The organism is Micromonospora sp. NPDC050980, assembly GCF_040653835.1.
GTDB lineage: Bacteria > Actinomycetota > Actinomycetes > Mycobacteriales > Micromonosporaceae > Micromonospora.
Genome location: NZ_JBFAGS010000003.1, coordinates 41,856 through 56,169, shown reverse-complemented (window position 1 = coordinate 56,169; position 14,314 = coordinate 41,856). Strand labels below are relative to the sequence as shown.

Sequence of the window (14,314 nt, the reverse complement as noted above, 5' to 3'; positions counted from 1 at the left end):
CAGCGAAAGGGCCCGCCCCGGCGAGGGGTCGGGCCCTATCGGCGTACCGCTGGCGCCGTGCGTCAGGACCGCAGGCCGTTGCGGCGCAGCACGGCGTCGCCGATGACGATGGCGAGCAGCAGCGCGGCGATCCCGAACAGCCAGATGTCCTCCACCCGGCCCTGCTCGGTGCCGCAGAACGCCATCAACACCAGGGCCACCGCCGACACCACCGCCCCGATCCGCCCGGACTTGCGGTGCCCGGGCTTGTGCTGATCTGGCGCGGTTACCGGCTCGTCTCCTGCCACTGTCGGTCCTTCCCTCGCGATCGGATCTCCGGCTAGTCTGGCACGCCCCGTGGCGGGCCCGGCGCAGGGTCCGGTGGACGGGGCGCGGACGGCCCGGGCCGTTGGACCTGTTCCGGCCGGGCCGCCGGGCACTACGGGCGTCGCGGGACGGCGACCACACTGTCTCCGGTAGCGTCGTGGCGTACGCCTGATGCCTTTTTCGAGGGGGACTACGGTGCGAGTGACCGGTACGGGCCACGCCAGCATGCGGATCGACACGCCCGCGGGCAGCATCCTGTGCGACCCGTGGGTCAACCCCGCCTACTTCGCCTCGTGGTTCCCCTTCCCGGACAACTCCCAGCTCGACTGGGCGACGCTGGGCCAGGTCGACTACCTGTACGTGTCGCACCTGCACCGGGACCATTTCGACGCCGCGCACCTGCGCGACATGATCTCGAAGGACGCCACGGTCCTGCTGCCCGAGTTCCCCACCTCCGAGATGGAGGACGAGCTGCGGGAGTTGGGCTTCACCAAGTTCCTCAAGGCCCCGAACGAGCAGGTCGTGGAGCTGCCCGGCGGGCTGAAGATCATGATCCAGGCGTTGACCAGCCCGACCGACGGCCCGATCGGCGACTCGTCGCTCTGGGTCGAGTACGACGGCGTCCGCCTGCTCAACCAGAACGACGCCCGCCCCACCGACCTGACCGTCTTCGCCGAGCTGGGCCACGTGCACGCGCACCTGCTCCAGTTCTCCGGCGCGATCTGGTATCCGATGGTCTACGAGCTGCCGCAGTCGGCGAAGACCGCGTTCGGCAAGCAGAAGCGGGACCGGCAGTTCGACCGCACCTGGCGCTACATCGACGATCTGAAGGCCGACCACGTCTTCCCGATCGCCGGTCCGCCGTGCTTCCTCGACGACGAGCTGTGGCAGTTCAACGACATCTTCGGCGACGAGGGCAACATCTTCCCCGACCAGTCGGTCTTCCTGTCGGAGTACGCGAAGGTCGGCGGCACCAACGGCATCGTGCTGCTGCCGGGCAGCGTCGCCGAGGTCACCACCTCCGGCGCGACCACCACCCACCCGCAGCCGGTGGCGGAGTTCTTCGCGAACAAGGCCGCCCACCTGGCGGAGATGCGCGAGCGCAAGCGCGGCGTCATCGAGGCCGAGAAGGCGTCCTGGCGGCATCCCGAGGTCGACGTGCTGGGCGAGATGAAGCGGCGGATCGAGCCGCTGCTGGACGAGTCGATCTACCTGGCGAAGGGCGTCGGCGGTCCGGTCCGCTTCGATCTGGTCTCCTACGACGGCGACGGCGTCGAATCCATCGTGGTGGACTTCCCGGGCAAGGAGGTCCGGCCGTACGCGGACGAGAAGGTGCGCTACCGGTTCCGCACCGAGCGGGCGCTGATCGAGCACCTGCTGCACATCGGCGAGGTGGACTGGGTCAACTCGCTCTTCCTCTCCTGCCGGTTCTCCGCGGCCCGCATCGGCCAGTACAACGAGTTCGTCTACGCCTTCTTCAAGTGCCTCTCCGAGGAGCGCCTCCAATACGCCGAGGGCTGGTACGACGAGCACGAGCGGGCGGTCGACGCGGAGGACATCACGCTAGACGGCTGGGTGGTGCAGCGGCGCTGCCCGCACCTGAAGGCGGACCTGAGCCGGTTCGGCATCGTCGACGGCGACCAGCTCACCTGCCAGTTGCACGGCTGGAAGTTCGACCTGGCCAGCGGCCGGTGCCTGACCAGCGTCGGGCACAAGATCCGCGCCCACCGGGCCGACGAGGAGACCCCGGCGCCGGCCGGCGAAGCGATCATCTGACGTTTCCGCCCCGCCCGCCGCCCCCCGGCGCGCGACCATCTGGTCGTGGCGGGGGCGGCGTGGCGGGCGCGGACCGGGAGCCGGGGTACCGGTTCTCGCGCCGCAGCGAGATGGCGCGGGGCGCCTCCCGGGTGGAGGCGTTCAGCGACGCGGTGATCGCCATCGTGCTCACGTTGATGGCTGTCGAGTTGCTCCAGTTCGGCCCGGACGCCCCGGACGACGGTGGGCTGCCGGCCGCGCTGGCGCACGAGTGGCGGGCCTACCTGGCGTACGTGATCACGTTCGCCGTGGTCGGCCAGGTCTGGCTCACCCACCACAACATGTGGCGCTACGTCTGCCGGGTGGACCAGATGCTGCTGGTGCTGAACCTGCTGCTGCTGATGTTCGTGGCGGCCATCCCGTTCACCGCGAACCTGCTCGCGGACAACCTGCGCGGCACGGTCGGCGACCAGCGGTTGACTGCCGCGCTCTACGTCGGCACGGTGCTCGGTGAGGCGCTCTTCTTCAACCTGAGCTGGTGGTGGGCGCGTCGGCGCGACCTGCTGCACCCGGATCTCGACCCTCGGCTGGCCCGGGCGGTGGCCCGCCGGTTCCGGCTCGGCCCGCTGCTCTACCTGGTCGCGTTCGCTGTCGTGTTCGTCGACCCGATCCTCAGCCTGCTGGCGTACCTGCTGCTGGTCGCGCTCTACGTGATCCGCGGCCCGGGCGACCTCCCGCGCGCCGGCCAGGAGGCCGCCTCGCCGTGAGGTGTTAAAAGGGGGCCCCTCCTATACCGGAGGCGTTAACAGGGGGCCCCTCCTTACCTCATGTCGGCGAGGATGCGGCGGGCGGCGTTGTGGCCGGCCGCACCGATCACGCTGCCCGCCGGGTGGCAGCCGGCGCTGCCGGCGTAGACGCCGGGAACGCCTGTGGCGTACGGCATCCGGTCGGTGAACGACACCGTGTTGTCGACGTGGTGGATGTGCCCGCCGGTGATGCCGAAGTGCGCCTCGATACCGGGCGGGGGCAGCGGCACCGCGTCCACGATCAGGTCGCCGGTGCCCGGCGCGTACCGCTCGCAGATCGCGATCAGCCGCTGCACGTAGCCGGGCAGCGCCGCGTCCCAGGTGGTGCCGGCCAGCTCGTAGGGGACCGACTGGACGAACAGCGCCGACGAGTGGTGCCCGGCGTCGTCTTGCAGCGACGGGTCGACTGTGGTGTGCAGGTACCACTCGATCGTCGGTTCCGCCGGCAGCCGCCCCGCCCGCACGTCGGCCCACATGCCGCGCAGCGCGGCCATCGGCGACGCGCCGCCGCCGCCGACCAGCGAGTCGGCGCCGGGCAGCAGGTGGATGGTCGAGCCGAACGGGCTCGGCGCGTCGGCCGGCAGGCAGGAGAAACGCGGCAGCCCGGTGAGCGCCAGGTTGAGCTTGAGCGTGGTCCCGGGCCGGCGGGCCGCCGTCATCCGCGCGCCCAGCTCCGCCGGCAGCGCGCCGTCGGGCAGCAGCCCCATCAGCCGGTACGGGTCGCACGCCCCGAGCACCACCCGGGCCGTGACCTGCCGGCCGTCCGCCAGCAACACGCCCGACGCGGCGCCGGAGTCCAGCGTGATCGCGGTGACCGGGGCGCCGGTGACGATCCGGACGCCCGCGCCCCGGGCGGCCTCGGCGAACGTGCGCGACACCGTGCCCATGCCGCCCCTGGCGATCATCCAGGTGCCGTCCGCGCCGGGCAGCCGGCACATGTTGTGCACCAGGAAGTTGTGCCCGGTGCCCGGGTCGTCCGGGCCGGCGTTGAGCCCGGACAGGCCGTCGGTCACCGCGTACATGCTGACCAGCAACTCCGAGCGGAAGTCGAAGCGGGCCAGGTGGTCGGCGACCGAGCCGCGCACCAGGTCGACGAAGACCTGCCGCAGGGCCGGCCGGACGTAACGCTCGGCGGTCTCCTCGACCGGCAGCGGCTCGGCCAGCCAGGCCGGCGCCAGGTCGTCGCGGAGCTGGGCCAGCTCGGCCTGGAGCGCGTCGTCGGCGGCCACGTCGGCCGCCGAGAACATCTCGGTGAGCTGCCGCCGGGTGGCCGCGGTGTCGCGGCCGGAGAGGAGGTACGGCGAGCCGGGCCCGCCCGGCGTGGGCAGGAAGTAGTGCGGGTCGCGGCGCAGCACCGGGATGCTCACGTCGAGCGTGGCGAGCAGCTCCGGCGGCATCAGCCCGAGCAGGTAGGACCCGGTGGAGTGGCGCAGCCCGGGCACCTTCGGGAACGGGTTCTCGGTGCGGGTGGCCCCGCCGATCACCCCGGCCGCCTCCAGCACCAGCACGTCGAGGCCGGCACGGGCCAGCAGGATCGCCGAGACCAGCCCGTTGTGCCCGGCGCCGACCACGACGACGTCGGCGCGGGACGGCAGCTCACAGTCATTCATGCCCGGGCAGCCTACTGGCGGGCGGAGCGCCGCGGGAGGGTTCGCGGCGAGGCGCTACGGTGGCCGGTATGCCCGAGGCTGTCCGGTTCGTGCTCCTGGCCGTGTTCGTCGTCCTGCTCCTGCTCGGGTTCGTGCTCCGGCGTGCCGCCGGCCGCCCCCGGGACCTGGTCGCCCCGGATCCGGCCACCGGCGGCGGGCAGGCCGAGGTGCTCCGGCTGGCCCGCTCGGGGCGGATGGTCGAGGCGGTCAAGCTGCTCCGCCAGCAGACCGGGCTGCCGCTGCTGGAGGCGAAGCAGGCGGTCGACGCGCTGCGGGCGGGCGGCGCGCTGCCGGTCGCGCCCGCCGGTCCGGCCGACCCGGACGGTGAGGTGCGCGCCGAGGCGACCCGGCTCGTCCGCGCCGGGAAGAAGATCCACGCCGTCAAGCTGGTACGGGAGCGCACGAGCTGGTCGCTGGCGGAGGCGAAGCGGTACGTGGACCGGCTCTGACGTCACCCCGCGTTCACCGGGCAGAGGCAGCGGTCGATGCCGGCCGAGCGTTACCGTCGGCGGGCGTCAACCGCCACCCCGGGAGGTCAACCGATGGATCGTCGTACCGTCCTGCGCGCCGCCACCGTGGCCGGCGGCACCGCCTTCGCCGGCAGTCTCTGGGCCGCCGCGGCGCCGGCCGCGCCCGCCCAGCCCGGCCCCGGCCCGTACGGTGGCCTGCTGGCCGCCGACGCCAACGGCCTCCAGTTGCCCGCCGGCTTCACCGGCCGGGTGGTCGCCCGGTCGGGCCAGCGGGTGCCCGGCACCTCGTACGTCTGGCACTGGGCGCCGGACGGCGGCGCCTGCTTCCCGGCCGGCGACGGCTGGATCTACGTCTCCAATTCGGAGATCCCGCTGGTCGGCGGCGCTTCGGCGCTGCGCTTCGCGGCCGACGGCTCGATCGCCGCCGCCTACCGGATCCTCAACGGCACCAACTCGAACTGCGCCGGCGGGGCCACCCCGTGGGGGACGTGGCTCTCCTGCGAGGAGGTGCCGTTGGGCCGGGTGTTCGAGACCTGGCCGGACGGCAGCCGGTCCGGCGAGGAGCGCACCCGGATGGGCCGCTTCACGCACGAGGCGGCGGCCTGCGACCCGCAGCGGAAGGTGGTCTACCTGACCGAGGACGAGAAGGACGGCTGCTTCTACCGCTTCGTCCCGGACACCTGGGGCGACCTGCGCACCGGCCGGGTGCAGGTGCTCTGCGCCCCGGACGACCAGGTGACCGGCCCGGTCACCTGGCGGGACCTGCCGGACCGCGACGGCTTCCCGGTGCCCACCCGCTACCAGGTGGGGGCCGCGAAGTCGTTCGACGGCGGCGAGGGCTGCTGGTACGCCGACGACACCTGCTGGTTCACCACGAAGGGCGACAACCGGGTGTGGGCGTACGACGCGGTGAACCAGCGGCTCGACCTGGCGTACGACGACTCGCTGGTGGAAGCCGGCGCGGCGCCGCTGACCGGGGTGGACAACATCACCGGCACGGCGGGCGGTGACCTCTACGTGGCCGAGGACGGCGGCGACATGGAGATCAACGTGATCACGCCGGCGGGCGTGGTGACGCCGTTCGTGCGCATCCTCGGACAGGACAGGTCGGAGATCACCGGCCCGGCGTTCTCGCCGGACGGCAGCCGGCTCTACTTCTCCTCGCAGCGTGGCACCAGCGGCGCCAAGGCCGGCAGTGGCGGCATCACGTACGAGGTGCGCGGCCCGTTCCGGCGCTGACCCGCTCAGGCGCGGGCCGCCTCCCGGGCGGCCCGCCACCGGCTCAGCGCCAGCGTGGCCGAGTAGCCGGCCAGCACGATCACGTGGAACAGGTAGAGCCAGAGCAGCACGGCCACCCCGGCGCCGATCTCGTCGAACCCGCCGAACGGCACGCCCAGGTCGAGCGGCAGCGAGCAGAACAGCACGAACCCGTGCAGGAAGCCGGAGAGGTTCGCGGCGGTGAACGAACCCATGCCGAGCGTGGAGAGCCAGTCCGGGGAGGCCGGGCCGACCACCCGGAACACCCACACCAGCACCGGCGTGAGCACCAGCCACACGGCCAGGAACGACAGCACCACGCCCAGCGCGCCGATCCAGCCGCCCTCGCGTACCAGCCGGGTGGTCAGCGGCAGCGCCAGCAGGATCGACAGCAGCAGGGCCGGGGCGGGCGCGAGCAGCGGGAGCAGCAGCAGCCGGCCGCGCCAGCCGACCAGCGCGCCGGACTCGCCGCGCGGCTCGGCCACCGAGACGAACGCCCGGCGCAGGCCCTCGCCGTAGAGCGAGGCCGGCAGCAGCGAGGCCAGGGCCAGCAGCGGGGTCAGCGTCACCCCGGCGTCGACAAGCGCGGCCACCGCCCGGTCCGCGCCGATCTCGGTGGGCAGCGTGTCGATCGCGTACCCGGTCAGCCGGCGCACCCGGTCGGCGCCGGCGAGCAGCCCGGTGAGCCAGATCGCCAGCAGCGCCACCGGGACCACGGCGATCGCACCGTAGAAGGTGATCGCGGCGGCGTGCAGCGAGAGGTCCCGCCCCCGGACCGGCCGGAACGCCGCAGCCGTGATCCGCTTGGTCCGCTCCCACCCGTCGCCCATCGCCCCCTCGTTCCCCGCGCGGCGCTCCGCCACGCATTACGATCCGGCGTCATGATGATCGCCTCGACCGAGCGGCTCGTGGTCCGGGACTGGACCGAGTCACCCGACGACCTCGCCCGGGTCTACGACATCTACTCCCGCGAGGAGGTGATGCGCTGGCTGGGCGGCGGCAAAGGGCGGATGACCGACCCGTCGGAGGCGCGCGACCGGGTGCGTCTGTGGCGTGAGCGCTGGGCGGCGCACGCCGGCCGGTGGGGCCTGTGGGCGATCGAACCCCGCGACGCCGACCGCCCGGCGGGCAGCGTCCTGCTCAAGCCGCTGCCCGGGCGGGACGGCGACACCCTGACCGACGACATCGAGGTCGGCTGGCACCTGCATCCCGACGCCCAGGGCCACGGCTACGCCACCGAGGCGGCCCGGGCGGTGCTGGAGCGGGAGTTCGCCACCGGCACCACCCGGGTGTACGCGGTGGTGATGGCCGGCAACGAGCCGTCGATGGCGGTGGCCCGGCGGCTCGGGATGACCCACGTCGGGGTCCGCACCGACTGGTACGGCGGCGCGGAGCTGGAGACGTTCGTGCTGGATGGTCCCGCCTGACCGGAGTCCGGCACCCGCGCATTGGCAGTTCGCCGTCGGGCTCCTACGGTGATGGGGACCCGGGGGAGGTGCGGTAATGCTCGACGGCGGCGGCGCGGCGCGTTGGCTTCAGCTTCACGCGGCCCGGGGTGGGCCGGACGAGTTGTCGCTGCTGGTGGCCCGGGCCGCGCCGGCGGTCGGTGCCACCGAGATCGTGATCTACCTGGCCGACTACCCGCAGTCCGCACTCGTGCCGCTGCTCGGCGCCGGCCTGACCCGGGACGAGTTGGCCATCGAGACGACGCTGGCCGGTCGGGCGTTCACCAGCCTCGAGGTGCAGCGTGCTCCGGACAGCCCGGATCGGCTCTGGGTGCCCCTGCTGCTCGGCTGCGAACGGCTGGGGGTGCTGGAGGTCGTGTCGCCGCACGCCGGGGACCCCGCGTCGGACCGGCCGGCCTGGGAGGTCGCGGTGAACGTGGCCCAGCTCCTGACGAACCGCCGGCTCTACGGCGACGTCGTGGAACGGGTCCGGCGCCGCCTGCCGATGCAGGTCGCCGCCGAGATCGTGTGGGGGCTGCTGCCGCCGCTGACCTTCGCGACCGACGATCTGGTGGTCACCGCCATCCTCGAACCGTGTTACGACGTCGGCGGGGACGTCTTCGACTACGCGCTCAACGGCGACGTGCTCAGCGTCGGCCTCTTCGACACCTGCGGGCACGGCATCAAGGCGAGCGCGATGGCGTCACTGGCGGTCAGCGCCTACCGCAACGCCCGGCGCACCGGCCTCGACCTGGTCGACACGGCGATCAGCATCGACCGGTGGGTGCGCTCCGAGCATCCCGGCCTGTTCGCCACCGCGCTGCTCGCCGAGCTGGACCGCCGGACCGGCAAGCTGCGGACCATCAACGCGGGTCACCCCGGAGCCCTACTGCTGCGCGACGGCAAGGCCGTCCGGGCGCTGCCCGGGCCGACCGCGCTGCCGCTCGGGCTGGGCAACCTGTCGAGGAGGCGTCCCCGGGTGCACGAGGAGGCGTTGCACCCGGGGGATCGGGTCCTCGCCTACACCGACGGCATCACCGACGCGCGCGGCGACGACGGGGAGCGGTTCGGGCTGAACCGGCTGGTCGACTTCGTCGAGCGGGCCCTCAACGACGAGCTGCCCAGCCCGGAGACGATGCGTCGCCTGGTGCGCGCGGTCCTCACCTACCAGCAGGACCAGCTCGACGACGACGCGACCGCCCTGTTCCTGGAGTGGCAGCCGCCGTACCTGCCGTTGGGGCACCTGGAGCGCCTCGCCGCGCCCGGCGGCCACGCCGGTCCCGGGCCGGTGGTCGCGTCCGAGGTCTAGCGGCTGGGGGGCGGCCATGGCCGGGTCCAGCCGATGAACCGGGCGAAGTACTCGGCCGGGTCGACCTCGCGCGACCCCAGCCGCAGGGCGTCGGCGATCGCGTCGTGCATCAGCACGCACAGGTAGACGGCCAGGCCGGCGTGGTCGTGCGCGTACTCCCGGCGCAGGCGCGCTGGAGTTCCTGGGGGCGGAGCTGCGCCGGGCGCGCCGGGACCGCGGGCTCAGCCAGGAGGATCTCGCCCAGCGGATCAGCTATTCGGCGTCGCTGGTCGGCATGGTGGAGATCGGCCATCGCACGCCGGCCCAGGACTTCGTCGCGTGGGTGGACGCCGCGTCGGAGGCCGGCGGGCTGTTCGGTCGGCTGCTCACGCTGGTGCGCGCGGACGCCGCGCCGCCGTGGTTCCGGGAGTGGATCAGCGTGGAGCAGGAGGCGACGTTGATCCGCTGGTTCGAGCCGTCGCTGGTGCCGGGCCTGGTGCAGACCGAGGCGTACGCCCGGGCGGTGCTGCGCGGCGGCCGGATGTTGCGGGAGAGTGAGGTCGAGCAGCGGGTCACCTCCCGGATGGAACGGCAGGCGGTGCTGGCCCGGGAGTCGCCGCCGGAGGTGGCGGCCGTGGTGGACGAGGCGGCGCTGCGCCGGGCGGTGGGGGAGCCGGCGGTGATGGTGGAGCAGTTCGAGCACCTGCGGCGGGTGACCGAGCAGCCGCACGTGACGGTGCACGTCGTTCCCGCCGACGCCGGCATGCACGCCGGCCTGGCCGGCGTCAGGGTGCGGGACAGCACGGACCGCCGATGGCCCGGCCGCATTCGCGCCCGAGCCGGCGCCACCTCGGGGAAGTGGAGTCGATCAAGGGTCGGGACGGGGCGGGTGACGCGCTGGGGAACAATGGGCGGGTGACCACTCCCCGAGACCTTGTGCTGCTCGGCTCGACCGGCTCCATCGGCACCCAGGCCATCGACATCGTGCGGCGCAACCCGGACCGGTTCCGGGTGGTCGCTCTCGGCGCCGGCGGCGGCAACGTGCAACTGCTCGCCGCCCAGGCGCTGGAGCTGCGCGTGGACGCGGTCGGGGTGGCCCGGGCGTCCGCCGCGCAGGATCTCCAGCTCGCGTTCTATGCCGAGGCGAGCCGGCGCGGCTGGGCCACCGGCGACTTCAAGCTCCCCAAGATCGTCGCCGGGCCGGACGCGATGACCGAGCTGGCGCAGTGGCCGTGTGACGTGGTGCTCAACGGTGTGGTCGGCTCGCTGGGCCTGCCGCCGACGCTCGCCGCGCTGCGCGCCGGGCGTACCCTCGCGCTGGCCAACAAGGAGTCGCTGGTGGCCGGCGGCCCGCTGGTCAAGGCCGCGGTCAGTCGACCGGGGCAGATCGTTCCGGTCGACAGCGAGCACTCGGCGTTGGCGCAGTGCCTGCGCGCCGGCGCCCGCCCGGAGGTGCGCCGGCTGGTGGTCACCGCCAGCGGCGGCCCGTTCCGGGGCCGGCGGCGCGACGAGTTGACAGCCGTCACACCGGAGCAGGCGCTGGCGCACCCGACCTGGAACATGGGCCCGGTCGTCACGATCAACTCCGCCACCATGGTCAACAAGGCGCTGGAGGTCATCGAGGCGCACGAGCTGTTCGACGTGCCGTACGCCGACATCGAGGTGATGGTCCACCCGCAGTCGGTGATCCACTCGATGGTCGAGTTCGTCGACGGCTCCACGATCGCCCAGGCCAGCCCGCCGGACATGCGGCTGCCCATCGCGCTCGGCATCGGCTGGCCGGACCGGGTGCCCGAGGCCGCCGCCGCGGTCGACTGGACCACGGCGCACAGCTGGGAGTTCTTCCCGCTCGACGACGCCGCGTTCCCGGCGGTGGCGCTGGCCAAGGCGGCCGGCGAGGCGGGGCGCTGCCGCCCGGCGATCTACAACGCGGCCAACGAGGAGTGCGTGGCCGCGTTCGTGGCGGGCCGGCTGCCGTTCCTCGGCATCGTCGACACCCTCCAGCGGGTGCTGGAGGACGCTCCCGACTTCGACGAACCAGGTACCGTCGAGGACGTGCTCGCCGCCGAGTCGTGGGCACGGGCGCACGCCCAGGAGATCATCGTCGGGTCGGTGGAAGGAGCTCGATGAGCTATCTGCTCGGGGTGGTGCTGTTCGCCCTGGCGATCCTCATCTCGGTGAGCCTGCACGAGGCGGGGCACATGCTGACCGCCAAGGCGTTCGGGATGAAGGTCACCCGCTACTTCGTCGGCTTCGGGCCGACCCTCTGGTCGTTCCGGCGGGGTGAGACCGAGTACGGCGTCAAGGGCATCCCGCTCGGCGGCTTCTGCAAGATCGTCGGCATGACCCCGCAGGACGACGACGTCGAGCCGGGGGACGAGAAGCGCGCCATGTGGCGCTACCCGGTGTGGAAGCGGACGATCGTGATGTCCGCCGGTTCCGCGATGCACTTCGCCATCGCGCTGGTGGCGCTCTGGATCATCGCGGTCACCGCCGGCCTGCCGAACCCGAAGTTCCCCACCACCGAGGCCGGTTTCCGGGCCGAGCCGGCGGTGATCGCGCTCACCGACTGCGTGGTGGTGGAGAACGCCGCCCGCGGCTGCACGTCCGCCGACCCGGCCAGCCCGGCCGGCACGGCCCAGCTCCGCGACGGCGACCGGATCACCGCGGTGAACGGCCGGCCGATCGCCACCTGGGGCGACATGCTCGACGTGGTCCGCGGCACGAAGCCCGGCCCGGCCACCGTCTCCTACCTGCGCGACGGCGTCGCGGCCACCGCCACCGTCGACCTGGCCTCGGTGCAGCGCCCGCCGCTGGGCGACCCGAAGGGCGCCGTCTCGGCGGTCTCCGCGCTCGGTGTGGCGCTGCGGCCCAGCACGCCGACCCGGGTGGAATACGGCCCGGTCGCCGCGTTCGGCGCCACCGCCGACTTCACCGGCAACATGGCGGTGCAGACCGCGCACGCCATGCAGCGCATCCCGCAGAAGGTGCCGGCGCTGTGGAACGCCATCACCGGCGCGGAGCGCGACGTGGACACCCCGATCAGCGTGGTCGGCGCCAGCCGGCTCGGCGGCGAGGCCGTGGAGAACAACGCCTGGTTGGTGTTCTTCATGCTGTTCGTGTCGCTGAACTTCTTCATCGGCGTGTTCAACCTGCTGCCGCTGCTCCCGCTGGACGGCGGGCACATCGCCATCGCCTGGTTCGAGCGCGCCCGGTCCTGGCTCTACGCCCGGATCGGCCGCACCGACCCGGGCCGCGTCGACTATCTCAAGCTCATGCCCCTCACGTACGCGGTGATCCTGGTCGGTGGCGTGTTCACGCTGCTGACCGTCACCGCGGACGTGGTCAACCCGATCACGCTCTTCTCAAGGTGAGTGCCTGAAGTGACAGCTGTCAGTCTCGGTATGCCCCCCGTACCGCCGCCGCCGCTGGCCCCGCGCCGGGCCAGCCGCCAGATCATGGTCGGCTCGGTGCCGGTCGGTGGTGGCGCGCCGGTGTCCGTGCAGTCCATGACCACCACGCTGACCGCCGACGTCAACGCCACGCTCCAGCAGATCGCCGAGCTGACCGCATCCGGCTGCCAGATCGTGCGGGTGGCCGTGCCGTCGCAGGACGACGTCGAGGCGCTGCCGGCGATCGCCCGCAAGTCGCAGATCCCGGTGATCGCCGACATTCACTTCCAGCCGAAGTACGTGTTCGCCGCGATCGACGCCGGCTGCGCGGCGGTGCGGGTGAACCCGGGCAACATCCGGCAGTTCGACGACAAGGTCAAGGAGATCGCCAAGGCGGCCGGCGACGCGGGCGTGCCGATCCGGATCGGCGTGAACGCCGGCTCGCTCGACAAGCGCCTGCTGGCCAAGTACGGCCGGGCCACCGCCGAGGCGCTCGTCGAGTCGGCGCTCTGGGAGTGCTCGCTGTTCGAGGAGCACGGCTTCCGGGACATCAAGATCTCGGTCAAGCACAACGACCCGGTGGTGATGATCCGCGCCTACCGGCTGCTCGCCGAGAAGTGCGACTACCCGCTGCACCTGGGCGTCACCGAGGCCGGTCCGGCGTTCCAGGGCACGATCAAGTCGGCGGTGGCGTTCGGCGCGCTGCTGGCCGAGGGCATCGGCGACACCATCCGGGTCTCGCTGTCCGCCCCGCCGGTCGAGGAGATCAAGGTCGGCGCCGCGATCCTGGAGTCGCTGGGGCTGCGCGAGCGTGGCCTGGAGATCGTCTCCTGCCCGTCCTGCGGCCGGGCCCAGGTCGACGTCTACAAGCTGGCCGAGGAGGTCACCGCCGGCCTGGAGGGGCTGCCCGTGCCGCTGCGCGTCGCGGTCATGGGCTGCGTGGTGAACGGCCCGGGTGAGGCCCGCGAGGCCGACCTGGGCGTCGCGTCCGGCAACGGCAAGGGCCAGATCTTCGTCAAGGGCAAGGTCGTCAAGACCGTCCCCGAGGCGCAGATCGTGGAGACCCTCATCGAGGAGGCACTACGCATCGCCGACGAGATGGGCGCCGAACTCCCCGAGGAGTTGCGCGAGCTGGTGCCCGGCGGCGCCACCGTCACCGTGCACTGACACTCCCGGACCACCCCGCTGTTTCACGGAAAGAGTCGCCATTCCGTCGCCCATGGCCGCTCTTTCCGTGAATCAGGCGCGACGTCTGCGGGGTGGGGGTGGGGGTGGGGGTTACTCGGACTCGGCGAGGATGGCGTAGAGCTTGCGCCGGGTTTCGTCGAGCACCTGGGCGGCGCGGGCGCGCTGGTCGTCGGTGCCGGTGGTCATCACCTGCCGGAGCGCGTTCATCGCCTGCGTGCCGGCGTCGCGGATGTCGTGCCAACTGTTGACGGTCTGCTCGGCGAACTCCGCCCAGGGTGGGGTCTGTGCCGCCTCGGTCGCCTCGGCGCGTCCCTGGTCGGTCAGGGCGAACCGCTTGCGCCCGCCGTCGGAGTCCGGTGCGGTCGCGATGACGCCCTCGTCCTCCAGCAGTTGCAGGGTGGGATAGATCGAGCCGGGGCTGGGCCGCCAGGCCCCGCCGGTGCGGGAGTCGATCTCCTGGATCATCTCGTAGCCGTGCATCGGCCGCTCGGTGAGCAGGGCCAGCACGGCGCCGCGCACGTTCGGCCGCCGGCCCCGGCCGCCGCGACCACCCCGGCCCCGCCCGTGGCCGTGCGGCCCGGGCGGAAACGGCGGGGGCGGGGGTACGGGCGGGAAGCCGAAGCCGCCGTGGCGGTGCATCTCGTCGCGCAGGGCGTGCACGTGTCGGTGGAAACTCATCGGGTTCTCCTTTGATTCGAGTATCGCTGATGCATCTACGATATATCGGCAATGCATCGGCGACAAGACGTTGGTACGGA

The 14,314-nt window shown here is 72.7% G+C and carries 14 protein-coding genes; 10 read left to right on the top strand and 4 right to left on the bottom strand.

Annotated features, from left to right (window positions below):
• Positions 1-62: 62 nt before the first annotated feature.
• Positions 63-287, bottom strand: coding sequence for a DUF2631 domain-containing protein (locus AB0H28_RS06685; protein WP_358035283.1), 225 nt, complete (start codon positions 285-287; stop codon positions 63-65).
• A gap of 214 nt (positions 288-501) precedes the next feature.
• On the opposite strand from AB0H28_RS06685, the gene AB0H28_RS06680 reads away from it, so the two are divergent.
• Positions 502-2,082 carry a Rieske 2Fe-2S domain-containing protein gene (locus AB0H28_RS06680; RefSeq protein ID WP_358035281.1) on the top strand — a complete coding sequence of 527 codons (1,581 nt, stop codon included), beginning with the start codon at positions 502-504 and terminating at the stop codon, positions 2,080-2,082.
• 110 nt (positions 2,083-2,192) lie between these two features.
• Positions 2,193-2,828 (top strand): TMEM175 family protein, encoded by a 636-nt coding sequence (locus AB0H28_RS06675; RefSeq protein WP_358035932.1) that lies wholly within the window; start codon positions 2,193-2,195, stop codon positions 2,826-2,828.
• Between the two features lie 53 nt (positions 2,829-2,881).
• Here AB0H28_RS06675 and AB0H28_RS06670 read toward each other — a convergent pair whose 3' ends face one another.
• Positions 2,882-4,477, bottom strand: a complete 1,596-nt coding sequence (locus AB0H28_RS06670; RefSeq protein ID WP_358035278.1) for an NAD(P)/FAD-dependent oxidoreductase — start codon at positions 4,475-4,477, stop codon at positions 2,882-2,884.
• 68 nt (positions 4,478-4,545) lie between these two features.
• Here AB0H28_RS06670 and AB0H28_RS06665 point away from each other — a divergent pair, with 68 nt between their 5' ends.
• Entirely contained in the window at positions 4,546-4,965 is a 420-nt protein-coding gene (locus tag AB0H28_RS06665; RefSeq protein ID WP_358035275.1) for a 50S ribosomal protein L7/L12, read from the top strand.
• A gap of 93 nt (positions 4,966-5,058) precedes the next feature.
• Entirely contained in the window at positions 5,059-6,225 is a 1,167-nt protein-coding gene (locus AB0H28_RS06660; RefSeq protein ID WP_358035273.1) for an alkaline phosphatase PhoX, read from the top strand.
• Positions 6,226-6,230: 5 nt separating this feature from the next.
• Here the strand turns inward: AB0H28_RS06660 and AB0H28_RS06655 are convergent, their stop codons facing one another.
• Positions 6,231-7,073, bottom strand: a complete 843-nt coding sequence (locus AB0H28_RS06655; protein ID WP_358035270.1) for a YhjD/YihY/BrkB family envelope integrity protein — start codon at positions 7,071-7,073, stop codon at positions 6,231-6,233.
• Positions 7,074-7,124: 51 nt separating this feature from the next.
• Between AB0H28_RS06655 and AB0H28_RS06650 the strand changes: the two genes are divergently transcribed.
• The 6 genes from AB0H28_RS06650 (at position 7,125) to ispG (ending at position 13,535) form a co-directional block, all read left to right on the top strand.
• Positions 7,125-7,670: a GNAT family N-acetyltransferase gene (locus tag AB0H28_RS06650; protein ID WP_358035268.1), complete on the top strand. Its 546-nt coding sequence runs from the start codon at positions 7,125-7,127 to the stop codon at positions 7,668-7,670.
• A 76-nt stretch (positions 7,671-7,746) separates the two neighbouring features.
• On the top strand, positions 7,747-8,997 hold the full coding sequence (locus tag AB0H28_RS06645) for a PP2C family protein-serine/threonine phosphatase (RefSeq protein WP_358035265.1): 1,251 nt from the start codon (positions 7,747-7,749) through the stop codon (positions 8,995-8,997).
• A gap of 172 nt (positions 8,998-9,169) precedes the next feature.
• Complete coding sequence (locus AB0H28_RS06640; protein WP_358035930.1) at positions 9,170-9,895, top strand: helix-turn-helix transcriptional regulator; 726 nt, start codon at positions 9,170-9,172, stop codon at positions 9,893-9,895.
• Positions 9,892-11,106, top strand: a complete 1,215-nt coding sequence (gene dxr, locus AB0H28_RS06635) for a 1-deoxy-D-xylulose-5-phosphate reductoisomerase (RefSeq protein ID WP_358035262.1) — start codon at positions 9,892-9,894, stop codon at positions 11,104-11,106. Before AB0H28_RS06640 ends, dxr begins: the two co-directional genes overlap by 4 nt.
• Entirely contained in the window at positions 11,103-12,350 is a 1,248-nt protein-coding gene (locus AB0H28_RS06630; RefSeq protein WP_358035259.1) for a site-2 protease family protein, read from the top strand. The genes dxr and AB0H28_RS06630 overlap by 4 nt, the downstream gene beginning before the upstream one ends.
• A gap of 9 nt (positions 12,351-12,359) precedes the next feature.
• Positions 12,360-13,535: a flavodoxin-dependent (E)-4-hydroxy-3-methylbut-2-enyl-diphosphate synthase gene (ispG, locus tag AB0H28_RS06625; RefSeq protein ID WP_358035257.1), complete on the top strand. Its 1,176-nt coding sequence runs from the start codon at positions 12,360-12,362 to the stop codon at positions 13,533-13,535.
• A gap of 111 nt (positions 13,536-13,646) precedes the next feature.
• Here ispG and AB0H28_RS06620 read toward each other — a convergent pair whose 3' ends face one another.
• Positions 13,647-14,234, bottom strand: coding sequence for a PadR family transcriptional regulator (locus tag AB0H28_RS06620; RefSeq protein ID WP_358035254.1), 588 nt, complete (start codon positions 14,232-14,234; stop codon positions 13,647-13,649).
• Positions 14,235-14,314 lie beyond the last annotated feature (80 nt).

Coding starts and splice junctions, on each gene's coding strand:
- AB0H28_RS06670 (WP_358035278.1), bottom strand. CDS start 4,477: ATGAATGACTGTGAGCTGCCGTCCCGCGCCGACGTCGTCGTGGTCGGC.
- AB0H28_RS06630 (WP_358035259.1), top strand. CDS start 11,103: ATGAGCTATCTGCTCGGGGTGGTGCTGTTCGCCCTGGCGATCCTCATC.
- AB0H28_RS06645 (WP_358035265.1), top strand. CDS start 7,747: ATGCTCGACGGCGGCGGCGCGGCGCGTTGGCTTCAGCTTCACGCGGCC.
- AB0H28_RS06655 (WP_358035270.1), bottom strand. CDS start 7,073: ATGGGCGACGGGTGGGAGCGGACCAAGCGGATCACGGCTGCGGCGTTC.
- AB0H28_RS06675 (WP_358035932.1), top strand. CDS start 2,193: ATGGCGCGGGGCGCCTCCCGGGTGGAGGCGTTCAGCGACGCGGTGATC.
- AB0H28_RS06665 (WP_358035275.1), top strand. CDS start 4,546: ATGCCCGAGGCTGTCCGGTTCGTGCTCCTGGCCGTGTTCGTCGTCCTG.
- AB0H28_RS06620 (WP_358035254.1), bottom strand. CDS start 14,234: ATGAGTTTCCACCGACACGTGCACGCCCTGCGCGACGAGATGCACCGC.
- AB0H28_RS06650 (WP_358035268.1), top strand. CDS start 7,125: ATGATGATCGCCTCGACCGAGCGGCTCGTGGTCCGGGACTGGACCGAG.
- AB0H28_RS06660 (WP_358035273.1), top strand. CDS start 5,059: ATGGATCGTCGTACCGTCCTGCGCGCCGCCACCGTGGCCGGCGGCACC.